Origin of the sequence: Ralstonia sp. PBBBR1, assembly GCF_002256165.1 — a bacterium.
Classification (GTDB): domain Bacteria; phylum Pseudomonadota; class Gammaproteobacteria; order Burkholderiales; family Burkholderiaceae; genus Ralstonia; species Ralstonia thomasii.
In genome coordinates, this window is record NZ_NKIL01000003.1 from 492,427 (window position 1) to 514,536 (window position 22,110).

The following is a 22,110-nucleotide window of genomic DNA, read 5'->3' on the forward strand; positions in this document are numbered from 1 at the left end:
AGCAGAAGATCGGCGGAAATTCGCAGCCGGCGGATCATTCCGCTACGGCCAGGGCAGGTTGGTCAAACATCAGGGTGATGACGAAGGCCCGTCGCGGCAACGTGTCGCGCGCCTCCATGGTCAACGCTCCGGTGCGATCGAGCAAGGATTCCAGTGCGATGGCGCCATAACGGATCTGCGCATCGTTGGCGCTGCACAACTCGCGCGCCATGTAGAGGCCCAGGCCAGTGCCTTGGGCGTCATTCGTGAAGAACGGCTCGAACAGGCTGCGCTGCTGCTCGGTGGGCACTTCCGGGCCGTCGTTCCAGATCACGAGTTCGGCGTGGGTCTCGTCCAGCGCGTAGGCTGCCAGCTGGATCGAACCTGGCACACGGCGGCAATAGCGCAGCGCGTTGTCGAGCATGTTGCCCACCACCTGCTGCAACTGCGCCGGGTCGAAGAGCACGGGCTTGTCCAGGTCGACCGCCACGCGCACGAGGTTCGGGTTGATCTCGGTCGCTTCGCCTGCGCGGCGCAGGGCTTCGGCACGCCAGCGCTCGACCACTTCCGGTAACACCTGCGCCAGTTGCACGCGCACGCGTTCGCCACGCGGGCGGCGCGAGAGCATCAGCACGTCGGCGACCACCTGGTCGAGCCGGCGCACGTTGTCGCGGATGATGCGCAGCAGGCGCGTCTCCACGCCCGAGCTTTCCAGGCGGACATGTGTACCGCCATCATGGCCGTCGCCCGGGTCGTCCAGCAGTTCGGCGGCCTGGCTGATCGCAGCCAACGGGTTGCGGATCTGGTGCGCGACGCTGGCCACCAGCCGCCCCATCGAGGCCAGCTTTTCCTGCTGCGCCTGCTCCGCCACACGCTCCCAGCTTTCCACGTGGACCAGCACGGTGTCATGCAACTCGTGGCGCAGAAACGCTTCGTCATCCACCGACCAGCCCTGCGTGATCGCCTCGGCCGATGGAATGCGAGGACGCATCTCGCCGCCCTCGCCCGGCAGGCCCAGGCCGATCGAGCTGACAAGGCTATCCATATAGACGCTGCGCAGGTTGGCCAGGCTCGGCAGGATGAAGCGCAAGCGCAGCCGGGCGCTCAACATGGCGCGGCCACCCCGGCCGCCCGAGGCGATGGGCAGCAGGTCGAGAATGCGCGGTGCATCGTCGTCACCGGTGCCATCGGCGGGGCGGCTCTTGCGGCGCAGCCACTGACGCAGCGTTTCGAGCAGCGGACGCAGGTGCGGCACGTCCTTCAGGTCGAACAACATCGCACCGCTGCCGACAAACGCGCTCTGCGGCACGCCCAGCAGCATGGCTGCGGCCGGGTTGGCGGCAACGACGCGGCCGTCGGCACGCACCAGCATCACGCCGTCCTGCATGTCGTAGACCATCAGGCGGTTGACGAGCTGTTGCAGGCGCAACTCGCGCTCGCGGGCCATCGTCAACCGTTCCTGCGCAACCTGACGGTGCGACAGGCCGTACATCATCGACGCGGCCATCATGTAGACCAGGCCGTACAGCCCGGCGGATGCCAACCCCGGCGCAATCACGCCCTCGCGCATCATCTGCAGGAACGGATCGGTCAGCACCACGATCGACGCCACTGCCGCCGTGAACAGCGCGAAGAGCAGGCTCGTGAGCGCACCGGCGGCCAGCACCGGCACCAGCAGTACCATTGCCACGCTCGCCGACAGCCGCGAGAGCGTGGCGTATGCCAGCCCCAGAAAGAGCAGATCGAGCACCACATCCAGCCGGACGCGGAATTGGAATCGCGTGCGCCACCAGCCGGCTGCGGCAAGGATGAGCAGGGCCATCGCCAGATACGGCAGCGTCAGGCTGAGCAGCGCTTCGCTATTGGGCAGGCCGGCTGCTTCGTTGTGCTCGCGCGGCACCATCACGAACAGCAACAGCACCAGCGCCACGGCGGCGCGGCTGAAGGCGAAATAGCGCAGCAGGCGCCACTGGAACTCAGGCGGATCAGGCTCCAGCCAGACTGATCGGAGTGCGCGCCAGGCGTTCAGGCGCGAGAGCAGCCTGCGGGCGGTGGACGGTGTTGCCCGCGCGTCACCCGACGCGTCGGGCGTCATGTGTTGCCCCGGTCAGCATGCTCGGGGCAGCGATAGCGGCCGCCCGGCAGCGCGATCATGCCGGTGCGCGGCGCGTGCACGCCGCACACGGCACATTGCTCGATGGGCTGAGAGGCCTCGGGCTCAGGCGTGCGCTTGGCTGAGCCCTGTCCGCCCGAGGCTGTCTGGCGCTGCCCCGAGGAACGGGACGAACGCGTCCCCAGGCGGCTCAACCACCACCAGCCGGCGAGCAGCATCAGGATCAGCAGGACGGGACGGGACATGGGGAACTGACAAGGACAAGTAACGGCGCAGGCGCCAGGAACGCACTAGGCGCGATGCAGGATGACTTCGAGCACGAAGCGGCTGCCCACGTACGCCAGCATCAGGATCGCGAAGGCCGCCATCACCCAGCGCAGCGCCACGCGTCCGCGCCAGCCGCGAAAACGCCGACCGATCAGAATGCCGCCGAACATCACCCACGACAGCACGGCAAAGATATTCTTGTGATCGAAATGGAAAGCGCTGTGAAACAGCTGCTCGGAGAACAGCACGCCCGAGGCGATCGTCAGCGTCAGCAGAACGAAGCCCGCCCCGATCAGCCGGAACAGCAGTTTTTCGAGCGTGAGCAGCGGCGGCAGCAGATCCAGCCAACGGCCGAACCCGCTTGCCTCCGGGCGGTTGATGGTGTGCAGGCGGCGCTCTGCAGCCAGCATGAGGATCGCGTGGAATGCCGCTAGCGTGAACAGCCCGTAGGCGACGTTGGCAATAGCGAAGTGCAGCTTGAATAGGGAGCTGGCCGCATAGCCGAGAATTTGCGTGCCCGGAAAGGCCAATGGCAGCAGACTTCCGACCAGCGCCACTGGCATCACGAGCAAGCCGAGGCCGGCCAGCGAGAAGAAGAGGCTTTCGATCCAGAAAATGCCCACGCCCAGCCACAGCATGGCCGACAGCGCATAGGCAAAGCCAAATATCATGGCGCTGGCCGGGAAGATCGTCTCGTGCAGCAGGAACCCGTGCGCGATCAAGGCGGCCAGCAGACCCCAGCGCCACCAGCCCGGGACAGTGTCAGCAGCCCCCGGAGGCGGCGGAACGAGCACCGTGGCACCCGGCGACTCACCGCCTGCCGCCATGGCTCCCGCCGGCGCCCGGGCACCCAGTCCACCGCGTCGCGCCCACGCTACCGAAGCGAGGATGCCGTAGAGAAGCGCCGTCAGCGCATACAGTACAATTGCCATTTGCACAGTTTACCGCAGCGCACCCCAGTTTTGGCTGGGGCCCGCCCCCCGCCGAAAGCCTCGTTGGGCGGCAACGCAACATGCGCGCATTGAACACATTCCCAGCCGGTGCGAACCAAACGCGCCCCGGCCGCCTCTTCATCCCGTCCCCAATTCCGGATTCCTGTCACTGTCATGCTGGATAACCTGACCCAACGGCTCGCGCGCGTGGTCAAGACCATGCGCGGCGAAGCGCGCCTGACCGAAGCCAACACCGCCGAGATGCTGCGCGAAGTTCGCATGGCGCTGCTCGAAGCCGACGTGGCGCTGCCGGTCGTGCGCGAATTCATTGCCCGCGTCAAGGAAAAGGCGCTCGGCGAAGACGTCATCACAAGCCTTTCGCCGGGCCAGGCGCTCGTCGGCATCGTGCAGCGCGAGCTGACGGCCATCATCGGCGGCCAGGAAGCGCTGGAAGGCGTCGGCAGCAACATCATGGGCGGCCGCGCCGCCGAGCTGAACCTCAACGTCACGCCGCCCGCGATCATCCTGATGGCTGGCCTGCAAGGCGCGGGCAAGACCACCACGGTCGGCAAGCTCGCCAAGTGGCTCAAAGAGAACAAGAAAAAGAAAGTGCTGACGGTGTCGTGCGACGTGTATCGCCCTGCCGCCATCGCGCAGTTGAAGACCGTTTCCGAGCAGGTTGGCGCGGACTTCTTTCCCTCGCAGCCCGACCAGAAGCCGGTGGACATTGCCGCCGCCGCACTGGACTGGGCCAAGAAGCACTACCACGATGTGCTGATCGTCGATACGGCCGGCCGCCTCGGTATCGACGAGGCGATGATGCAGGAGATCGCAGCGCTGCACGCCAGGCTCAAGCCAGCCGAAACGCTGTTCGTGGTCGACGCGATGCTCGGCCAGGATGCCGTCAACACCGCCAAGGCCTTCAACGACACCCTGCCGCTGACCGGCGTGGTGCTGACCAAGCTCGACGGCGATGCGCGCGGTGGCGCGGCGCTGTCGGTGCGTCACATCACAGGCAAGCCGATCAAGTTCGTCGGTGTGGCCGAAAAGCTCGACGGGCTGGAGCCGTTCTACCCCGACCGCATGGCCCAGCGGATTCTGGGCATGGGCGACATTCTCGCGCTGGTGGAAGAAGCCCAGCGCGGTGTCGACATGGAAGAGGCGCAGAAGCTTGCGGCCAAGATCAAAAAGACCGGCGGCTTCGACCTCGAAGACTTCAAGGCGCAGATCGGCCAGATGAAGAAGATGGGCGGTCTGGGCGGCCTGATGGACAAACTGCCTGCGCAGTTCGCACAACAGGCCCAGGGCGCCAACATGGATCAGGCCGAAAAGCAGGTCCGCCGCATGGAAGGCATCATCAACAGCATGACTGCCGCCGAGCGTGCCAAGCCCGAACTCATCAAGGCGAGCCGCAAACGCCGCATTGCCGCAGGCGCGGGCGTACAGGTGCAGGAAGTCAACCGTCTGCTCAACCAATTCGAGCAGATGCAATCCATGATGAAGAAGCTTAAAGGCGGCGGCATGATGAAGATGATGCGCGCCATGGGCGGCATGAAAGGCGGCATGAAAGGCTTGCTCGGCCGCTGACCGACTCACGGCCCCGCTGCCTGGCCCGATCTTGGCCTTGCGATGCTGGCCGTACACGAGTACGGTTGCGCTTCTCAGGCCGGCTTCGAGCCAGTCGCGACGGATCCCTGAGCCAGCTATAAGCGCCCGATCAAACCCCTGCCTTCCCAACCGTTTACTAGACTGACACGATGCTGAGCGCAGAACAGGCCCGCGAACTCTGGGCCAACTCCGAAGAAATCGTCAGCGAAGACGCCGTGCGCGGCTCGCTGGACCGCATGGCCGAAGAGATCACCGAGAAGATCGGCGACACGTTCCCGATGGTGCTGTCCGTGATGGGCGGCGCGGCGGTCTTTACCGGCATGCTGCTGCCCAAGCTGGCCTTCCCGCTGGAGTTCGACTACATCCACCTCTCCCGCTACAACAACAAGACGGTGGGCGGCGAGATGCAGTGGCGCGTGGCGCCGCGCGAGTCGGTCAAGGGCCGCACGGTGCTGGTGCTCGACGACATCCTCGACGAAGGCGAGACGATGGCGGCCATCCGCTCGCGCATCATCGACATGGGTGCCGCGGAGTTCTATTCCGCCGTGCTCTGCGAGAAGACGCTCGCCAAATCGAAGCCGCTGCACCCTGACTTCTGCGGCTTCAACGTGCCTGACCGCTATGTGTTCGGCTGCGGAATGGACGCCAAGGGCTACTGGCGCAACCTGCCGACCATCCGCGCGCTCAAGAACACCTGAGGCAGCACCGCAGCAAACAAAAAGGGCGACACCTCAGTCGCCCTTTTTTGTTGCCCGCGCGTGGTTCAGAGTTGATGCGCGAATGTGCGGATGCCCTTGAGCAGCATCTCCACCGAGATCGCCACCAGGATCAGCCCCATCAGCCGCTCGAACGCCATCACCGTACGCTCCCCTACCAGGCGCTGGATATGCGTGGCGCTCAGCAGCACCACCGCGCACACGGCCATCGTCGCGCATAGCGAGCCGACCCACGTCCACATGCGCCCGGGCGCCTGCGACACCAGCAGCATCACCGTGGCCATCGCCGACGGCCCCGCGATGGCCGGAATCGCCAGCGGCACGATGAAGGGCTCGCCCGTGGGCTGCGACTCGGCACCACCCTCACGCGGGAAGATCATCCGCAGCGCGATCAGGAACAGCACGATGCCGCCTGCAATCTGCAGCGACATGTCGGTCAGGCTCATCATGCGCAGGAAGCTCTCGCCGAAGAACATGAAGACGAGCAGCAGCACGAACGCAATGCCGACCTCGCGCAGCACGACACGGTTGCGGCGCTCGGGGGCGACCGGCCGTAGCGCCGAGATGAAGATCGGAATGTTGCCGAGCGGATCGGTGATCAGCACCAGCAGAACGGTCGCCGAGAGGAATGAGTATTCCATCGCCTGACGTCGATCAGGCGCCGCGACGGTAAGGGCGCTCACGCAGCCATTTGGTGGCGATCCACTTCTCGCCACGCTCGACCGGCAGGCCGGCGTGCAGCGTGTCCTCATCCAGCGTGCCGTCGGGCCGCTTGTAGACGAAGAAGACGGCGTTGCCCTTGACCGGCGCCACCTCCAGCCCGAGCTTCGGAAAGCCCGTGGCACCGCCGGCCTGCACGCTGTTCAGGTAGATGACCATGGTCGCCACGCGCTGACCGCCCACTTCAAGCTGGCGTGCCTCGCCGCTGCGCCCGGGGTTGAAGAAATCGAAGTGCGGCTGGTATTCGCCGCCGGGCTGGTAGTTCAGCACCTGGAAGCCCTCGCCGTGTTCGACCGGCACGCCCACGGCCTGCGCGATACGCGCTTCGATCTTGGCGATCAGCGGATGCTCGCCGACCTGGAACATCCCGCCTTGGCTGGTCCGGGCCGAGATCAAATTTTCCTCGCCCGTATCGGGGTTCACGACGGGCGAACGCTTCAGGCGATTGCGCCCGATCGCGATCAGCTCGTCACACTCGGCGTCCGACAGAAAGTGCTGGAACAGCACGATGCGCGGCGTCTCGATCGCAAACAGGATGGGGATGTCGCCATCGGCGGTATGCACTGCGTTGCTGTTTTCGACCGCCTGGTCGGCAGCGGAGGTCGGAGCGGGCGCCACAATCGGGGCGGGCGCGCGCGCAGTCAGCGCCTCATCGACGACACGGCGCGCGAAGGCACGGTCGTAGCCGGATTGCACCATCGAAGCCACCAGGGATTCGGCCTCAAAGCCTTCGGTCACGTGACGCTGCAGCCAGTCGCGCAGCGCGTCAGACATCGTCGCGTACGGTTGGGTGGTGGACATGCGGGATGGAGATGCGGGCGAGCGAGAGATGGCCCTATTGTAGGCCGACCGTTCGCCGGCGGGAGATCACGAACCGCCAGCCGGACCGCCAGCAATACGCAGCGGCGAGAACGGATTGCGCGCCGGCACTTCCGGCAGCGCCTTGGCACGCGGCGTGGGCACAGCGGGCTCGGCAGGCACCGGCGCCGACACCGTCATCGCGCTCGACTCCTGATATTGCCAACGCTTCCAGGCCGCCAGCACGGCATTCGGATACTGCGGCTGACCGCGGCTGCCGTTGTAGCGGCCAAGCGCCAGGTACAGATTGCCGCCTTCCATGTCGAGGTAATGACGCAGGATCGTGCAGCCGTAGCGCAGGTTGCTCTGCAGGTGGAAGAGCTTGCGCGAGTCGTTGTCGCCGATGCTGCGGGTCCAGAACGGCATCACCTGCATCAGGCCCATCGCCCCGGCACTGCTGATGGCGTACTTGCGAAAGCCGCTTTCCACCTGGATGAGCCCGAGCACCAGCGCCGGGTCCAGGCCAGCACGCTTGGCCTCGTAATACGCCGTCTCGATCAGTTCGACGCGTACCGACGCCTGCGGGATCTTGCCCGACATGCGCACCGACATCTCCGCCAGCCAGCGCAGGTAGCCGAGTTGCTCGTCGTTGCTGGCAAAGACCGGGCGCAGCGGACGGCTGTCGGCCACCGCGGCAGACAGCGCGCTGCGCACGGAGTCCGCCAGGTATTCCTCTTTCTGGGCGCCCGCCCACGCCAGCTGCGTGCCCGCGAGCAACGTCCCCGCGCACAGCGCAGTGACGATCAGGCGGGCGGAAGACAAGCGGCGCATGCGGGTCGGTCCGGTTGTTGCGTTATTGCGCGAGACGCGCCTTCAGCGTAGCCAGCACGTCGGCGGGCGCCACGGCGGTGGCGGCTTCGTCTCGGCGGCCCTGGAATTCCAGCTTGCCTTCCTTCAGGCCGCGGTCACCCACCACCACGCGGAACGGCACGCCGATCAGCTCCCAGTCGGCGAACATCGCGCCGGGGCGCTCGCCGCGGTCGTCCAACATCACGTCGATGCCGGCGGCGACCAGCTCGGCGTGCAGGCGGTCGGCTTCCTCGCGCACGGCGTCGGACCGGTCGTAGCCCACGGGGCAGATCACCACCTGGAACGGCGCGATCGACGCCGGCCAGATGATCCCGCGCGCATCGTAGTTCTGCTCGATGGCCGCACCCAGGATGCGCGTGATGCCGATGCCGTAGCAGCCCATCACCATCGGCTGCGTCTTCCCGTTCTCATCGAGGAACGTCGCATTCATCGCCTCGGAGTAGCGCGTGCCCAGCATGAAGACGTGACCGACTTCGATGCCGCGGCAGATCGCCAGCGTGCCCTTGCCGTCCGGCGAGGCGTCGCCTGCCACCACATTGCGCAGGTCGTAGACCTCCGGCTCGGGCAGATCGCGGCCCCAGTTCACGCCAGTGAAGTGGTAGTCCTCTTCGTTGGCGCCGACCACGAAATCGCTCATCGCGGCCGCCGTGCGATCGGCCACCACCTTCACGGGCAGCTTCGTGCCGACCGGACCCAAATAGCCCGGCCGCGTGCCGAACGCACGCAGGATTTCGCCTTCGGTGGCAAAGCGGAAGTCGGCAAGGCCCGGCACCTTCGATGCCTTGACCTCGTTGAGTTCATGATCGCCGCGCAGCAGCAGCAGCCAGATCTGGGGCTCGCCGCCCTCGACTTCGGTTGCCAGCACGATGGATTTGATCGTGCGCTGCAGCGGGATACCCAGTTGCTCGGCCACGGCCTCGCACTTGGCGCGGCCGGGCGTATGCGTCTTGGTGAGCGCTTCGGTGGCAGCGGCACGCGGTGCGGCCGGGGCGACGGCTTCAGCAGCCTCGATGTTCGCGGCGTAGTCCGAATCCGGGCAGTAGATGATGGCGTCTTCGCCCGTGTCGGCAATCACGTGGAATTCGTGCGAGCCCGATCCGCCAATCGCGCCGTTATCGGCCGCCACGGCGCGGAATTCCAGGCCGAAGCGCTGGAAGATGCGCGTGTAGGCGTCGTACATCTTTTGATACGACACCTTCAGGCCTTCGGCGTCGCGGTCGAAGGAGTATGCGTCCTTCATCGTGAATTCGCGGCCGCGCATGATGCCGAAACGCGGACGGCGCTCGTCACGGAACTTGGTCTGGATCTGGTAGAAATTGACGGGCAGCTGCTTGTACGAGCGAATTTCAGTGCGGGCGATGTCGGTCACCACCTCCTCCGACGTCGGCTGCATGACGAAGTCGCGCTCGTGGCGATCCTTGAAGCGCAGCAGCTCGTCGCCCATCTTGTCCCAGCGGCCGGTCTCCTGCCACAGCTCGCCCGGCTGCACCACCGGCATCAGCACCTCCACCGCGCCGGCGGCGTTCATTTCCTCACGCACGATCTGCTCGACCTTGCGGATCACGCGCAGACCCACGGGCATGTACGTATAGAGGCCCGCGCCAAGCTTCTTGATCATGCCGGCACGCATCATCAACTTGTGCGAGACGATCTCCGCGTCAGCGGGCGCTTCCTTGAGCGTGGAAATGAAGAATTGGGACGCTTTCATGCGACTGACAATAAGGGATGACGCGACCAACCAAAGCCGCGAAAACAAGGGCAAAAGCCACCGGAATCAGGAGATGAGACGAGGCGCCAGGCGCACATTCGCGCAATCGGCACCCCTCCCCCAGGAGGCGCGAGTGAGCGGCAACATTTCGGCTTCTATGACAGCCGAGCGACGGGCCGCTCTATAATCGGCGTAATTCTAAAGTATTCGAGGTGCAGTCATGCTCGATCGTGAAGGCTTCCGCCCGAACGTCGGCATCATCCTCATCAACGCAAGAAACGAGGTGTTCTGGGGCAAGCGCATTGGCGAGCACTCCTGGCAGTTTCCACAAGGCGGCATCAAATACGGCGAAACGCCCGAACAAGCGATGTTCCGCGAACTGCACGAAGAAGTCGGCCTGTTGCCAGAACACGTCCGGATCGTCGGTCGCACGCGCGACTGGCTGCGGTATGAGGTGCCGGACAAGTTCATCCGCCGCGAAATACGCGGCCACTATCGGGGCCAGAAACAGATCTGGTTCCTGCTGCGCATGGTCGGTCGCGACTGCGACATCCAACTGCGTGCTACCGAGCATCCGGAATTCGATGCTTGGCGGTGGAGCCAGTACTGGGTGCCGCTCGAGGCCGTCATCGAGTTCAAGCGCGAGGTGTATCAGCTGGCGCTGTCGGAGCTTTCGCGCTTCGTGCAGCGTCAGACCCGCGCGCCGCTCTCGCCCTACGGGCGCGGCGGCCAGCACCGAGAGCGCGACGGACGCGACGCGCGCGATAGCCGCGAACGTTCCAGCGACCAGGGCGGCCGGAACGAACAGCACGCCCAGCCGGCCCTGACCGTCACCACCACGACGGTCATCGTCGAGACGGTGAGCGTATCCGCGCCGACCCCCTCCTCTTCCAACCCTGACGACACGGCTCCCAAGGACAATTCGTGAATCTGATGACGACGACACGTGGAGCGCACCGCGCTCTCGTGCCGCTCGCGCTGGCGGCTGCGCTGGCGCTGACGGCATGTGGCCATAACCGCACCGGCGACCTCGAAGACAAGCTGTTGATGGACCCGTTCAACGACAAGCCCTTCAAGGAAGACGCTGTCACCTTCCCGGCCCCGCCAGTCGATCGTGATGCCGTGCCATTCGATGTGGGCGGCCGAAGCGACTCGCCGCTGCGCTTCGCCATCGATCCGAAATCGGTGTCGATCGGCAAGGACAACGTGGTGCGCTACACCGTGCTGATCACCAGCAAGACCGGCGCGCGCAACGTGAACTACGAAGGCCTGCGCTGCGACACAGCCGAGCGGCGCATCTATGCAACGCTGCGCAACGATACCAACCAGTGGATCGGTAACCGCGCGGTCGACATGAACGAAACGGCGAATACCGAGTCCGCCAGCATGAACGCCTACAAGCCCGCCACGGATTGGCAGCGTGTCGGCAATGGCGGGCCGACGGACTATGCTTCGGCGCTGATGCGCTCGTACTTCTGCGACGTGCGCTCGGTAGCGGGAGATGGGAAGGCTTCTACGCTAGTGCAGCGGCTGGGGCAGAGTGGGCGGTATTTCGGGCGCTGAGGGGCAGACACCGGCATACCGCGTGCGCTCAAGCACAAAGGCCAACCTCGCAAGGTTGGCCTTTTCTATCGATGCTCAGCCGAGTGGCTGGATCAGAGCAGCACTAGGTTATCCCGGTGCACCAGTTCCGCAGCGCTGACGTAGCCCAGCACCGCCTCGATCTCGGAAGATGCCTTGCGCGCGATCAGCCGAGCCTCTGCCGATGAATAATTCGTCAGCCCGCGGGCAACTTCCAGCCCCGCCGCATCCACACACGAAATCACCTCGCCGCGCGCAAATTCGCCCTGCACTTCCGTCACGCCGATCGGCAGCAACGACTTCCCGCCGGCCGTGAGCTTCTCGACCGCGCCGGCATCGAGCACCACGCGACCGCGCAGCTGCAGATGGTCAATCATCCACTGCTTGCGCGCCGCCATCCGCCCAGTGGGGGCGCGGAGCTGGGTGCCGATGGCCTCGCCGCTCGCCAGCCGCGCAAGCACGTCAGCCTCGCGACCGGACGCGATGATTGTGTGCGCACCTGACTTTGCTGCGCGCTTGGCCGCCAGAATCTTCGTCAGCATGCCGCCCTTGCCGATGCTCGAACCGGCACCGCCGGCCATCTGCTCAAGGTCCGGCGTGCCGGCTTGCGCCTCGTCGACAAAACGCGCGCCCGGCTCCTTGCGCGGGTCGGCGGTGTACAGGCCGCGTTGGTCCGTCAGGATGATCAGCGCATCGCCTTCGATCAGGTTGGTGACAAGCGCGCCAAGCGTGTCGTTGTCGCCGAACTTGATTTCATCGGTGACGACGGTGTCGTTCTCGTTGATGATCGGCACGACACCGAGGCTCAGCAGCGTGAGCAGCGTGGAGCGTGCGTTGAGATAGCGCTCGCGATCGGCCAGGTCGCCATGCGTGAGCAGCACCTGCGCCGTGCGGATGCTGTGCCGCGCGAACTCGGATTCGTACACCTGCGCCAGCCCCATCTGCCCGACGGCGGCGGCGGCCTGCAGCTCGTGGATTTCCTTCGGGCGCTTGGCCCAGCCCAAGCGCTGCATGCCCTCGGCGATGGCGCCCGAGCTGACCAGCACGACTTCCTTGCCCGCCGCCCGTAACGCCGCGATCTGCGCGGCCCAGCGGGCAATGGCGGCCTGATCGAGGCCACGGCCGTCGTTGGTAACCAGGCTGGAACCGACCTTGACGACAAGGCGGCGCGCATCGGCAATCAGCGAATGCAGGGCCATGGTGGGCGCGTCTCCGAAGGATGTTTGTTGTGTTTAGGCTTGATCGTCGTGGTCGACGTTGTGCAGTGTCGGGTCCAGACGCTGGTCGGGTGCGGCTGCGGCTGCATCCTCTTCGGCGCGCAGCTCGTCGAGGTATTCCTGGATCGCGTGCACAAGCGCCTGCGTGCCATCGTGCGTCAACGCAGAAATCCGGTGCACCGGGCCCTTCCACTTGAAGCGCTTCACGAAATCCTTCACGCGCGCCTCGCGTTCGTCCTCGGGCACCATGTCGAGCTTGTTAAGCACGAGCCAGCGCGGTTTGTCGAAGAGTTCAGCGTCGTATTTCTTCAGCTCGCCGACGATCGCCTTGGCTTCGGCCACCGGGTCGACGCTCTCGTCGAACGGGGCGAGATCCACCACGTGCAGCAGCACGCGCGTGCGTTGCAGGTGCCGCAAGAACTGGTGACCCAGACCGGCGCCTTCCGCCGCGCCTTCGATCAGGCCAGGGATGTCGGCCACCACGAACGATTTCGACGGGCCCGTCCGGACCACGCCCAGGTTCGGGTGCAGCGTCGTGAACGGGTAGTCGGCAATCTTCGGGCGCGCATTGGAAATGGCGGTGATCAGCGTCGACTTGCCGGCATTCGGCATGCCGAGCAGACCCACGTCGGCCAGCACCTTCAACTCCAGGCGCAGGTTGCGACGCTCACCGGCCTTCCCGTCGGTCTTCTGGCGCGGAGCGCGGTTAGTGCTCGACTTGAAGTGGATGTTGCCCCAACCGCCTTCGCCGCCCTGCGCGAGGCACAGGCGCTGGCCGTCGATCGTCAGGTCGGCGATCAGCTCTTCCGTGTCGGCATCGTAGATGGCCGTGCCCACCGGCATGCGCAGGGTAATGTCTTCGCCAGCAGCGCCGTAGCAGTCCGCACCACGGCCGTTCTCACCGTTGCGCGCGAGATGCTTCTTGGCAAAGCGGTAGTCGATCAGGGTGTTGATGTTGCGGTCAGCCACGGCCCACACGCTGCCGCCACGCCCACCGTCGCCGCCGTCGGGCCCGCCAAACGGGACGAATTTCTCGCGGCGCATCGAGGCGCTGCCGTTGCCGCCGTCACCAGCGATCACTTCGATCCGGGCTTCGTCGATGAACTTCATGGAGGTCTCCGCCCGTGCGGCGTGCGCACGGCAGGTAAAAGGAAATCGGCGCCACTCGCGCCATCGCTAACAGAACGCGCCTGGAAACATGCGCCAAGACGCAGCGTACCGCCCAGGATCAGGGTCGCGTTTTGTTAACGGCCAGAAACGAAAAAGCCCCGCACGGGTGCGGGGCCTTTGCACTACAAGGCTGAATCAGGCCGCCGGAACAACGTCGACGAACTGCTTCTTGCCTTCGCCGCGGTTGGCGAACTTCACGTGGCCATCGACCAGCGCGAAGAGGGTGTGGTCCTTGCCCATGCCCACATTCACGCCAGCGTGCGTGCGGGTGCCGCGCTGGCGGACGATGATGCCGCCAGCGTTGATGGCTTGACCGCCGTACACCTTCACGCCCAGGCGCTTCGACTCGGAATCGCGGCCGTTCCGTGTGGAACCGCCGCCTTTTTTCTGTGCCATGACTGAACTCCTATCCGGTTACGTAGACGACGCAGCCTTAGGCCACGATCGAGTCGATACGCAACTCGGTGTAATTTTGACGATGCCCTTGGCGCTTTTGATAGTGCTTACGACGGCGCATCTTGAAGATGTGCACTTTGTCGTGACGACCGTGGGAGATGACGGTGGCTTTGACGGCAGCCCCGCTCACCAGCGGCGCACCAACCTTGAGTTGGTCGCCGGCGCCCACTGCGAGCACCTGGTCAAGCGTGATTTCTGCGCCAACGTCCGCCGGTATCTGTTCTACTTTCAGTTTTTCGCCAGCAGCAACCTTGTATTGCTTACCGCCGGTTTTTACGACCGCGTACATTGTCGGACCTCGATAAAAGAACTAAAACGTGACTCTTGTGCCGCTCGACGCCCGCATGCGCGGGCAACGGACACAGAGAACTCGTGATCATACAAGAAAAACCCAAGCAAATCAAAGGCTAATGCGTTACGGGCGTGCTGCGCCCGCGCAACGCGCCCGCCACGTCAAGCGTGGTGCGCCGGGCCATCGGGCAAACCACCTTGTTGCTCTATAATCTCGCGGTTTTTTGCGCAGCATCGTACGCGCCCAAGTTGACCACCAGCCACACGCTTTTCTGTCGGAATTCGCCTTGACCCAGACCTCCGCCTCCGTCCTGCTCGCCCCTGTCGCTGAAGACATGCGCGCCGTCGATGCCGTGATCCGCCGCCGCCTGGGCTCGGAGGTGGTGCTGATCAATCAGATCGGCGAATACATCATCAGCGCCGGCGGCAAGCGCCTGCGCCCGGTGATCCTGCTGCTGGTAGCAAACGCGCTTGGTTACAAGGGCGAGCATCGGCACGAACTGGCCGCCGTGGTCGAGTTCATCCACACGGCCACACTGCTGCACGACGACGTGGTTGACGAATCCGACCTGCGCCGCGGCCGAAAGACCGCCAACGCCGTGTTCGGCAACGCGGCAAGCGTGCTGGTGGGCGATTTCCTGTATTCGCGCGCCTTCCAGATGATGGTGCAGGCCAACAGCATGCGCATCATGCAGATCCTGGCCGACGCAACCAACATCATTTCTGAAGGCGAGGTCCTGCAACTGCTGAACATGCATGACCCGGACGTGACGGAAGAGCGCTACCTCCAGGTCATTCGCTACAAGACCGCCAAGCTGTTCGAGGCAGCTGCCCAGATCGGCGCCGTGCTCTCGGGCGCGGACGCCGCCACTGAAGAAGCCGCTGCCGAATATGGCCGCCGCATCGGCACCGCGTTCCAGATCGTCGACGACCTGCTCGACTACACCTCCACCGCTGACCAGATGGGCAAGAACGCAGGTGACGACCTGCGCGAAGGCAAGCCGACACTGCCGCTCATCCACCTGCTATCGAACGGCACGGAAGAGCAGCGAGCACTGGTGCGCCAAGCCATCGAGCAAGGCGGCACGGAACATTTCGATGCGATCTTCGCTGCCATTCAGGCTTCCGGCGCGCTGGAGTACACGCGCCAGGCCGCCGAGCGCGAAGCCGCTGCAGCCGAAGCCGCAGCAAACGCATTACCCCCTTCCCTTTTCCGTCAGACGCTGATAGACTTGTGTGCTTTCTCGCTGCAACGTCAGTCCTGACACGCACGAGATCTGCGAAGAAGCATCGGGGTGTAGCTTAGCCTGGTAGAGCGCTACGTTCGGGACGTAGAGGCCGGAGGTTCGAATCCTCTCACCCCGACCAGAAATTCCCTTGTCGATCAAGGACATCAAGCCCAGCAATTGCTGGGCTTTTTTGTTTCTGAATGGCCATCTGATGGGGATCTACGGTTGCGGCACGCGCAACGGGCGCCCGCAACGGCGCGGCAAACCCCTCTGTTATAGTGGGCGCTTCGCCGCCCTTCCCCTCCCGCTTTGGACTCTTGGCCGCTCTGGGCACAAATTGGCGCCGTCGTGCTGCTGTTGTGCTGCTCCGCCTTCTTCTCGATTTCCGAAACCGCGATGATGGCGCTCAACCGCCATCGCCTGCGGCATCTTGCCAAGTCCAACGTATCGGGCGCGCGCAATACGCAGCAGTTGCTCGGTCAGACCGACAAGCTGCTCTCACTCATCCTGATCGGCAACAACCTGATCAACACCGCCGTGCCGGTGCTGATCACCACCCTGGCGATCCACTACTTTGGCAACAACGGAACGACGCTGTCGATCGCCACGGCCATCGTGGCGTTTCTCATCATCGTGTTCGCCGAGATCGCCCCGAAGATCGTGGGCGCGACCTATCCCGAACGCGTTGCGTTTCCCGCCAGCTTCATCATCAAGCCGCTGCTGCAGATTTCGACGCCGCTGGTGGCGGTAGTCAACGCGTTTGCCATGGGTGTGCTCAGATTGGTGCGCATCAACACGCGCAAGGCGCCGGAGCAGCGCATGTCGACCGAGGAACTGCGTACGCTGGTGCTGGAATCGGGCAACTTCATCCCGCACAAGCACCGCAGCATCCTGCTCAACCTGTTCGATCTGGACGCCATCACCGTGGACGACGTGATGACGCCGCGCGCGCGGGTGGAATCGCTCGATCTGTCGCGCCCGATCGAAGAGGTCATCCAGCAGCTCGAGACCTGCTATCACAACAAGCTTCCGGTGTTCGAGCAGGACAGCGATCAGGTGATCGGCATCCTGCATGTGCGCAAGGCGCTGTCACTTCTGGGGCACACCGAACTCACGCACGACGATTTCCGTAGCCTGCTGGCCGAGCCCTATTTCGTACCGAGCGGCACACCCGTTTTCCGCCAGCTACAGTATTTTCAGGAAAACCGCCGCCGCCTCGGGCTGATCGTCAATGAGTACGGCGACATGCTTGGGCTGGTGACGCTCGAAGACATCATCGAAGAGATGATCGGCGAGTTCACCACCACGCTGCCCAACGCCGGCAAGCTGGCGTGGGACAAGGAAGGCACTTATCTTGCGGATGCGGGAATGTCGTTGCGCGATCTGAACCGGCGCCTGGGCCTGAGTCTGCCGACCGACGGCCCGAAAACGCTCAACGGGCTGCTACTGGAAGAGCTGGAAGAGATTCCCGAGGCGACGGTCAGCGTGAAGATCGCGGGCTGCGTGATGGACATCGTTCAGATGGACAGTCAGTCGATCCGCACGGTGCGACTGCATCAGCCGCCGCAGCCAAAGCGTAGTTGACGCCACACCTGAGGCCGAACGCTTCAGTTGGAGCGGTTTTCTGCCGATGTGGCACAAATGCAAGCTGCGCTTTGATGTGCGCTTTACAAATGCAGGGGCGGTCGGCAAACTGCCCCGGTTCCGGGCACCACCCCCCACGAATGGGTGGGGTACCGGCGGCAGAACATAGAACAATCGCCTTGGGGGGCGAGCGCGCGCAGGAGGCGGTGGGGCCCGGCGCGCGCTGAAATGGTCAGCTTCAGCCTGACGGACTGGACTCATGACACTCGGACTTGCTCTAGCGCAGAGCCGGCGGATCGCGCCGACGCTACTTACCCAACTCGAACAGAGCGCGCGTGAAAAACGCACGCAACTGATCGACGAACTGGTGGGCAGCGGGATCATGAGTGCGCACGACCTCGCCGTGTTTGTGGCCGGCAAGTACCAGATGCCGCTGCTCGACCTTGCGCAGTACAAGCTCGACACCGTGCCGGCCGTGCTGTCGGCCAACAAGCACTTTGCCCAGTTGCGCCTGTTGCCGCTGGGGCGTCGCGAGAACCGCCTCATCCTCGCCACGTCCGACCCGAGCGATCCGAAGCCGATCGAAGAGCTGCGTCAGAAGATGAACGTAGCCATCGAAACGGTCATCGTCGAACACGACAAGCTGGTTCGCCAACTCAGCCTCGCCAATGAGGCGCCGGCCGAGATCAAGTCGCTCTTCCCCAAGCAGGAAGCCACGCAGATCGAATACGATGCGGGCGCTGCCGCCGCCACGCGTCGCACCACCCCCGACGGCATCGACGATGCCCCTGTGGTGCGCTTCCTGCAGAAGCTCTTTACCGAAGCCTTGCTGCGCGGCGCATCGGACTTGCATTTCGAGCCCTTTGAAACGTTTTACCGCGTACGTTTCCGCATCGACGGCATCCTCGCGCAGGTCGCGCAGCCGCCGCTGGATATCCGCGACAAGATCGCGACCCGCATCAAGGTGCTCTCGCGCCTGGACATCTCGGAAAAGCGCGTGCCGCAAGACGGCCGCATGAAGCTGCTCATCACCGTCCCGAAAGACCGCAAGGACAAGGACAACAAAGAGACGATCGAGCGCGCCATCGACTTCCGGGTGTCGACGCTGCCGACGCTGTTCGGCGAAAAGATCGTGATCCGGATTCTGGAGTCGTCCACCGAGCGGCTCGATATCGACCAGCTTGGCTATGAGCCGGAGCAAAAGCAGTTGCTGCTCGACGTAATCAAGCGGCCGTACGGCATGGTGCTGGTGACGGGGCCAACCGGATCGGGCAAAACCGTGTCGCTGTACACGTTCCTGAACAGGCTGAACCAGGGCGACATCAATATCTCCACCGCCGAAGACCCAGCGGAAATCCAGTTGCCCGGCATCAACCAGGTCAACGTGAACGACAAGGCTGGGCTGACTTTTGCGGCGGCGCTGAAGTCGTTCCTGCGGCAGGATCCGGACATCATCATGGTGGGCGAAATCCGAGATCTGGAGACGGCCGACATCTCGATCAAGGCTGCGCAGACCGGTCACCTGGTGTTTTCCACGCTGCACACCAACGACGCACCGACCACACTGACCCGCCTGATGAACATGGGGGTGGCGCCGTTCAACATCGCGTCGTCGGTGCTGATGATCACGGCGCAGCGTCTGGGGCGCCGGCTGTGCAAGGATTGCAAGAAGCCGGGTCCGCTGCCCAAGGAAACGCTGCTCGACGCGGGCTTTACCGAAGCGGACCTCGACGGCTCCTGGCAGCCGTATCACCCGGTCGGTTGCGAAACCTGCAACGGCAGCGGCTACAAGGGCCGGGTCGGCATCTACCAGGTCATGCCGATTACCGAGGCGATCCAGGAAATCATTCTCACGCACGGCACGGCGCTGCAGATTGCCGAGCAGGCGCGCAAAGACGGCGTGATGTCGCTACGCGAATCGGGCCTGCGAAAAGTGAAGCAGGGGCTGACTTCCCTCGAGGAAGTGCTGGCCACAACGAACCAATAACTTTCTCGATCAATCGTTCCCATACCGGGGGGTAGGAACCAACCATGGCCACACGAGCACCCGCCGCGAACCGCGCGGCCGCAGCGCCCAATCGCACGACCGGCAAGACCGCCAAGACCAAGGCGCCCACGCAGTACATCTTCGAGTGGGAAGGCAAAGATCGGAAAGGCAAGATCTTCAAGGGCGAGATGCGCGCCGAGAGCATCACCGAGGTGAATGCCATCCTGCGCAAGCAAGGCCTGTCGATCACCAAATCCAAGCGCCGCCGCGCGGCCCGCGGCAAGAAGATCACGCCGAAGGACATCGCCTACTTCACGCGCCAGCTGTCGACCATGCTGAAGGCCGGCGTGCCGCTGCTGCAGTCGATCGATATCATCGCGAAGGGCCACGCCAACCCGAACTTCACGCAACTGCTGACGGAAATCCGCGTCGATATCGAGTCGGGCAGCAGCATGGCGCAAGCCTTCCGCCGTCACCCAAAGTACTTCGACACGCTGTACTGCAACCTGATCGACGCGGGCGAGCAAGGCGGTATTCTGGATGCGCTGCTCGAGCGGCTTTCGCTGTACATGGAAAAGTCCCTCGCACTGAAGGCGCAGATCAAGTCGGCCCTGATCTACCCGATCTCGGTGCTGACGGTGGCCTTCCTGGTGACCGTGGTGCTGATGATCTTTGTGGTGCCGTCGTTCAAGGGCGTTTTCTCCGGTTTCGGTGCCGATTTGCCAGCCCCGACGCTGTTCGTCATTGCGATATCGGATTTCTTCGTCAAGTGGTGGATACCGATCGTGCTGGGCCCCATCGCCGGCATTGCACTGTTTTCGCGCGCATTCAAGCGATCTGAAAACGTCCAGCGTTCGACGCATCGCTTCATCCTGAAGATTCCCATCTTTGGCGACATCATCCGCAAGGCAACCATTGCTCGCTGGACGCGTACGCTGGCTACCATGTTCGCAGCCGGTACGCCGCTCGTGGAGTCGATGGAGTCGGTCGCCGGGGCCGCAGGCAACTGGATCTACCATGATGCGACCCTCGAGGTTCAGCAAGCGGTACGTATCGGCACGAGTCTCACCAACGCCATGCAAGCGACACACGTGTTCGACAACATGGTCCTGCAGATGACGCAGATCGGTGAAGAGTCCGGCGCCCTGGACAACATGCTGCTGAAGGTGGCGGAGTTCTACGAGCGCGAGGTGGACGATGCGGTCGCCAACATCTCGACTCTGATCGAACCCATCATCATCGTCTTCCTCGGCGTGCTAATCGGCGGCATGGTGGTGGCGATGTATTTGCCGATCTTCAAGCTTGGTACGGTGGTCTGACGCAATGCCTGAGATGTTCGTCATCCCCACGTTGGCGCAACTGCCGGCGTGGTTTGTAGTTGCCGCAGGCGGGCTGGTTGGATTGCTGGTCGGCAGCTTCCTGAACGTGGTGATCCACCGTCTGCCGCGCATGATCGAGCGGGAGGAAGCCAACTACATCGCAGAACTGCGTGATGAGCCGTTGCCTCACCCCGACGCATACAACCTGGTCGTGCCGCGCTCGGCGTGCCCGTCGTGTGGTCATCAGATCAAAGCGATCGAGAACATCCCCGTGTTGAGCTGGCTTGCGCTGCACGGCCGGTGCAGTGCCTGCAAGGCGCCCATCTCGTGGCGCTATCCCGCTGTGGAACTGGTCACTGGTCTGCTGACCTCGGCCTGCCTGTGGCACTTCGGCCCGACGTGGGTGGCGGTCGCATCGGCGGTCCTGCTGTGGTTCCTGATCGCCGGCACGATGATCGACGCCGATACGCAACTGTTGCCCGATGCCATCACCCAGCCGCTGCTGTGGCTCGGGCTGGGCGTGAACCTGTTCGGCATGTTTGCGCACTTGCAGGACGCGGTCGTCGGCGCGATGGCCGGTTACCTGTTCCTGTGGTCGATCTATTGGGCCTACAAGCTGCTGCGCGGCCGCGAAGGCATGGGCTACGGCGACTTCAAGCTGATGGCCGCACTCGGCGCGTGGTTCGGCTGGCAGGCGCTGCCGTTGCTGGTGCTGCTCTCGTCGGTCGTGGGGCTGGTGTTTGGGCTCGTGCGCATTGCGCGCGGCGCGACGAGCGAATCGCCGTTCTCGTTCGGACCGTTCATTGCCGGGGCCGGCGTGATCGCATTGCTGGCCGGCCCGCAGCTGCTCATGATGGCAGGCCTCGGCCCGCTCCTTGCGCCATAAGGGCATGATCAGCATGCGCGTGATCGGCCTGACCGGCGGCATCGGCAGCGGCAAGAGCTACGTGGCGGATCGCCTTGCGGAGCGCGGTGCCGCCATCGTCGACACCGACGCCATCGCCCACGAGATCACCGCACCGGGCGGCGCCGCCATCCCCAAGCTGGTCGAGACGTTCGGCGCAGGCATCTTACGCAGTGACGGTGCCATGGACCGCGACGCCATGCGCGCCCTCGCCTTTTCGGACGCTACGGCCAAATCGCGACTGGAGCAGATCACGCATCCCCTCATCCGCGAGATTGCGCTGTCGCGCGGGGCTGCTGCGCAGGCATCGGGCGCGCATCCGTACCTCGTCTACGTCGTACCCCTGTTGGTGGAATCCTTGGCCGGGCATCACAGCTGGCGCTCGCTGGTCGACCGCATTCTGGTGGTCGACTGCCCCGTTGACACGCAGATCGCCCGCGTGATGGCAAGGAACGGGCTGCCGCGCGCGCAAGTGGAAGCCATCATCGCCCGCCAGGCTTCACGCGAAGCCCGCCTCGCCGCCGCCGACGACGTGATCGACAACAGCGGCACGCTGGCCGACCTCCTGCCGCAGATCGACCGTCTGGACCTAACCTACAGGTCGAACTGAAACGATCTGAAAGCGGTCGTCACAGCCCTTTGCATTGTGATGAACGAGGGT

Annotated in this window: 21 protein-coding genes and 1 tRNA gene; 11 read left to right on the forward strand and 11 right to left on the reverse strand. The window is 64.2% G+C overall.

The features are described 5' to 3' along the window. Positions 1 to 34: 34 nt before the first annotated feature. The 3 genes from CFE42_RS05825 to ccsA are packed head-to-tail and all read right to left on the reverse strand — an operon-like array spanning position 35 to position 3,291. The gene (locus CFE42_RS05825; RefSeq protein ID WP_004632997.1) at positions 35 to 2,074 is read right to left on the reverse strand and encodes an ATP-binding protein; all 2,040 of its coding nucleotides are present in this window, start codon (positions 2,072 to 2,074) and stop codon (positions 35 to 37) included. Further along, positions 2,071 to 2,337, reverse strand: a complete 267-nt coding sequence (locus CFE42_RS05830) for a hypothetical protein (RefSeq protein ID WP_004632999.1) — start codon at positions 2,335 to 2,337, stop codon at positions 2,071 to 2,073. The genes CFE42_RS05825 and CFE42_RS05830 overlap by 4 nt, the downstream gene beginning before the upstream one ends. A 45-nt stretch (positions 2,338 to 2,382) precedes the next feature. Further along, a complete protein-coding gene (gene ccsA / locus CFE42_RS05835) occupies positions 2,383 to 3,291 on the reverse strand; it encodes a cytochrome c biogenesis protein CcsA (protein WP_004633001.1) in 909 nt (302 codons plus the stop codon). A gap of 174 nt (positions 3,292 to 3,465) precedes the next feature. Here ccsA and ffh point away from each other — a divergent pair, with 174 nt between their 5' ends. Together ffh and CFE42_RS05845 are read left to right on the forward strand one after the other, a co-directional pair. Then, the gene (gene ffh / locus CFE42_RS05840) at positions 3,466 to 4,878 is read left to right on the forward strand and encodes a signal recognition particle protein (RefSeq protein WP_004633003.1); all 1,413 of its coding nucleotides are present in this window, start codon (positions 3,466 to 3,468) and stop codon (positions 4,876 to 4,878) included. Positions 4,879 to 5,048: 170 nt separating this feature from the next. Then, positions 5,049 to 5,597, forward strand: a complete 549-nt coding sequence (locus CFE42_RS05845) for a hypoxanthine-guanine phosphoribosyltransferase (protein ID WP_004633004.1) — start codon at positions 5,049 to 5,051, stop codon at positions 5,595 to 5,597. Between the two features lie 65 nt (positions 5,598 to 5,662). On the opposite strand, the gene CFE42_RS05850 is transcribed toward CFE42_RS05845, so the two are convergent. From CFE42_RS05850 to CFE42_RS05865, 4 genes are all read right to left on the reverse strand, one after another. Further along, on the reverse strand, positions 5,663 to 6,256 hold the full coding sequence (locus CFE42_RS05850) for a MarC family protein (RefSeq protein WP_004633006.1): 594 nt from the start codon (positions 6,254 to 6,256) through the stop codon (positions 5,663 to 5,665). Between the two features lie 13 nt (positions 6,257 to 6,269). Then, the gene (locus CFE42_RS05855) at positions 6,270 to 7,136 is read right to left on the reverse strand and encodes a 2OG-Fe(II) oxygenase (protein ID WP_004633008.1); all 867 of its coding nucleotides are present in this window, start codon (positions 7,134 to 7,136) and stop codon (positions 6,270 to 6,272) included. A 66-nt stretch (positions 7,137 to 7,202) separates the two neighbouring features. Beyond that, on the reverse strand, positions 7,203 to 7,964 hold the full coding sequence (locus tag CFE42_RS05860) for a lytic transglycosylase domain-containing protein (protein WP_004633011.1): 762 nt from the start codon (positions 7,962 to 7,964) through the stop codon (positions 7,203 to 7,205). Positions 7,965 to 7,986: 22 nt separating this feature from the next. After that, positions 7,987 to 9,711, reverse strand: coding sequence for a proline--tRNA ligase (locus tag CFE42_RS05865; protein ID WP_004633012.1), 1,725 nt, complete (start codon positions 9,709 to 9,711; stop codon positions 7,987 to 7,989). 220 nt (positions 9,712 to 9,931) lie between these two features. On the opposite strand from CFE42_RS05865, the gene CFE42_RS05870 reads away from it, so the two are divergent. Both CFE42_RS05870 and CFE42_RS05875 read left to right on the forward strand, forming a co-directional pair. Next, positions 9,932 to 10,639 (forward strand): RNA pyrophosphohydrolase, encoded by a 708-nt coding sequence (locus CFE42_RS05870; RefSeq protein ID WP_004633014.1) that lies wholly within the window; start codon positions 9,932 to 9,934, stop codon positions 10,637 to 10,639. 5 nt (positions 10,640 to 10,644) lie between these two features. After that, complete coding sequence (locus CFE42_RS05875) at positions 10,645 to 11,274, forward strand: CNP1-like family protein (protein WP_004633016.1); 630 nt, start codon at positions 10,645 to 10,647, stop codon at positions 11,272 to 11,274. 92 nt (positions 11,275 to 11,366) lie between these two features. On the opposite strand, the gene proB is transcribed toward CFE42_RS05875, so the two are convergent. The 4 genes from proB to rplU all read right to left on the reverse strand — a co-directional run bounded on the left by proB (position 11,367) and on the right by rplU (position 14,424). Continuing rightward, positions 11,367 to 12,491, reverse strand: a complete 1,125-nt coding sequence (gene proB, locus CFE42_RS05880) for a glutamate 5-kinase (RefSeq protein WP_004633017.1) — start codon at positions 12,489 to 12,491, stop codon at positions 11,367 to 11,369. 33 nt (positions 12,492 to 12,524) lie between these two features. Continuing rightward, positions 12,525 to 13,619 carry a GTPase ObgE gene (obgE, locus tag CFE42_RS05885; protein WP_004633019.1) on the reverse strand — a complete coding sequence of 365 codons (1,095 nt, stop codon included), beginning with the start codon at positions 13,617 to 13,619 and terminating at the stop codon, positions 12,525 to 12,527. A 195-nt stretch (positions 13,620 to 13,814) separates the two neighbouring features. Next, the gene (rpmA, locus tag CFE42_RS05890) at positions 13,815 to 14,075 is read right to left on the reverse strand and encodes a 50S ribosomal protein L27 (RefSeq protein WP_004633021.1); all 261 of its coding nucleotides are present in this window, start codon (positions 14,073 to 14,075) and stop codon (positions 13,815 to 13,817) included. A 37-nt stretch (positions 14,076 to 14,112) separates the two neighbouring features. Continuing rightward, entirely contained in the window at positions 14,113 to 14,424 is a 312-nt protein-coding gene (rplU, locus tag CFE42_RS05895) for a 50S ribosomal protein L21 (protein WP_004633023.1), read from the reverse strand. Positions 14,425 to 14,761: 337 nt separating this feature from the next. Here rplU and ispB point away from each other — a divergent pair, with 337 nt between their 5' ends. From ispB to coaE, 7 genes are all read left to right on the forward strand, one after another. Next, positions 14,762 to 15,691 carry an octaprenyl diphosphate synthase gene (gene ispB / locus CFE42_RS05900; RefSeq protein ID WP_052035691.1) on the forward strand — a complete coding sequence of 310 codons (930 nt, stop codon included), beginning with the start codon at positions 14,762 to 14,764 and terminating at the stop codon, positions 15,689 to 15,691. Positions 15,692 to 15,717: 26 nt separating this feature from the next. Further along, positions 15,718 to 15,794 (forward strand) — tRNA-Pro (locus tag CFE42_RS05905). Between the two features lie 170 nt (positions 15,795 to 15,964). Then, positions 15,965 to 17,239 carry an HlyC/CorC family transporter gene (locus CFE42_RS05910; protein WP_024972081.1) on the forward strand — a complete coding sequence of 425 codons (1,275 nt, stop codon included), beginning with the start codon at positions 15,965 to 15,967 and terminating at the stop codon, positions 17,237 to 17,239. A gap of 259 nt (positions 17,240 to 17,498) precedes the next feature. Further along, entirely contained in the window at positions 17,499 to 19,226 is a 1,728-nt protein-coding gene (gene pilB, locus CFE42_RS05915; protein ID WP_004633029.1) for a type IV-A pilus assembly ATPase PilB, read from the forward strand. A gap of 44 nt (positions 19,227 to 19,270) precedes the next feature. Next, the gene (locus CFE42_RS05920; RefSeq protein WP_004633031.1) at positions 19,271 to 20,545 is read left to right on the forward strand and encodes a type II secretion system F family protein; all 1,275 of its coding nucleotides are present in this window, start codon (positions 19,271 to 19,273) and stop codon (positions 20,543 to 20,545) included. Between the two features lie 4 nt (positions 20,546 to 20,549). Next, the gene (locus CFE42_RS05925) at positions 20,550 to 21,431 is read left to right on the forward strand and encodes an A24 family peptidase (RefSeq protein ID WP_004633033.1); all 882 of its coding nucleotides are present in this window, start codon (positions 20,550 to 20,552) and stop codon (positions 21,429 to 21,431) included. Positions 21,432 to 21,444: 13 nt separating this feature from the next. After that, the gene (gene coaE / locus CFE42_RS05930) at positions 21,445 to 22,059 is read left to right on the forward strand and encodes a dephospho-CoA kinase (protein ID WP_004633035.1); all 615 of its coding nucleotides are present in this window, start codon (positions 21,445 to 21,447) and stop codon (positions 22,057 to 22,059) included. The last annotated feature ends 51 nt before the right edge of the window (positions 22,060 to 22,110 follow it).

Bases quoted from the DNA above. Each gene is read 5' to 3' on its own strand.
- CFE42_RS05825 (WP_004632997.1), bottom strand. From the start codon at position 2,074: ATGACGCCCGACGCGTCGGGTGACGCGCGGGCAACACCGTCCACCGCC.
- CFE42_RS05830 (WP_004632999.1), bottom strand. From the start codon at position 2,337: ATGTCCCGTCCCGTCCTGCTGATCCTGATGCTGCTCGCCGGCTGGTGG.
- ccsA (WP_004633001.1), bottom strand. From the start codon at position 3,291: ATGGCAATTGTACTGTATGCGCTGACGGCGCTTCTCTACGGCATCCTC.
- ffh (WP_004633003.1), top strand. From the start codon at position 3,466: ATGCTGGATAACCTGACCCAACGGCTCGCGCGCGTGGTCAAGACCATG.
- CFE42_RS05845 (WP_004633004.1), top strand. From the start codon at position 5,049: ATGCTGAGCGCAGAACAGGCCCGCGAACTCTGGGCCAACTCCGAAGAA.
- CFE42_RS05850 (WP_004633006.1), bottom strand. From the start codon at position 6,256: ATGGAATACTCATTCCTCTCGGCGACCGTTCTGCTGGTGCTGATCACC.
- CFE42_RS05855 (WP_004633008.1), bottom strand. From the start codon at position 7,136: ATGTCCACCACCCAACCGTACGCGACGATGTCTGACGCGCTGCGCGAC.
- CFE42_RS05860 (WP_004633011.1), bottom strand. From the start codon at position 7,964: ATGCGCCGCTTGTCTTCCGCCCGCCTGATCGTCACTGCGCTGTGCGCG.
- CFE42_RS05865 (WP_004633012.1), bottom strand. From the start codon at position 9,711: ATGAAAGCGTCCCAATTCTTCATTTCCACGCTCAAGGAAGCGCCCGCT.
- CFE42_RS05870 (WP_004633014.1), top strand. From the start codon at position 9,932: ATGCTCGATCGTGAAGGCTTCCGCCCGAACGTCGGCATCATCCTCATC.
- CFE42_RS05875 (WP_004633016.1), top strand. From the start codon at position 10,645: ATGACGACGACACGTGGAGCGCACCGCGCTCTCGTGCCGCTCGCGCTG.
- proB (WP_004633017.1), bottom strand. From the start codon at position 12,491: ATGGCCCTGCATTCGCTGATTGCCGATGCGCGCCGCCTTGTCGTCAAG.
- obgE (WP_004633019.1), bottom strand. From the start codon at position 13,619: ATGAAGTTCATCGACGAAGCCCGGATCGAAGTGATCGCTGGTGACGGC.
- rpmA (WP_004633021.1), bottom strand. From the start codon at position 14,075: ATGGCACAGAAAAAAGGCGGCGGTTCCACACGGAACGGCCGCGATTCC.
- rplU (WP_004633023.1), bottom strand. From the start codon at position 14,424: ATGTACGCGGTCGTAAAAACCGGCGGTAAGCAATACAAGGTTGCTGCT.
- ispB (WP_052035691.1), top strand. From the start codon at position 14,762: ATGCGCGCCGTCGATGCCGTGATCCGCCGCCGCCTGGGCTCGGAGGTG.
- pilB (WP_004633029.1), top strand. From the start codon at position 17,499: ATGACACTCGGACTTGCTCTAGCGCAGAGCCGGCGGATCGCGCCGACG.
- CFE42_RS05920 (WP_004633031.1), top strand. From the start codon at position 19,271: ATGGCCACACGAGCACCCGCCGCGAACCGCGCGGCCGCAGCGCCCAAT.
- CFE42_RS05925 (WP_004633033.1), top strand. From the start codon at position 20,550: ATGCCTGAGATGTTCGTCATCCCCACGTTGGCGCAACTGCCGGCGTGG.
- coaE (WP_004633035.1), top strand. From the start codon at position 21,445: ATGCGCGTGATCGGCCTGACCGGCGGCATCGGCAGCGGCAAGAGCTAC.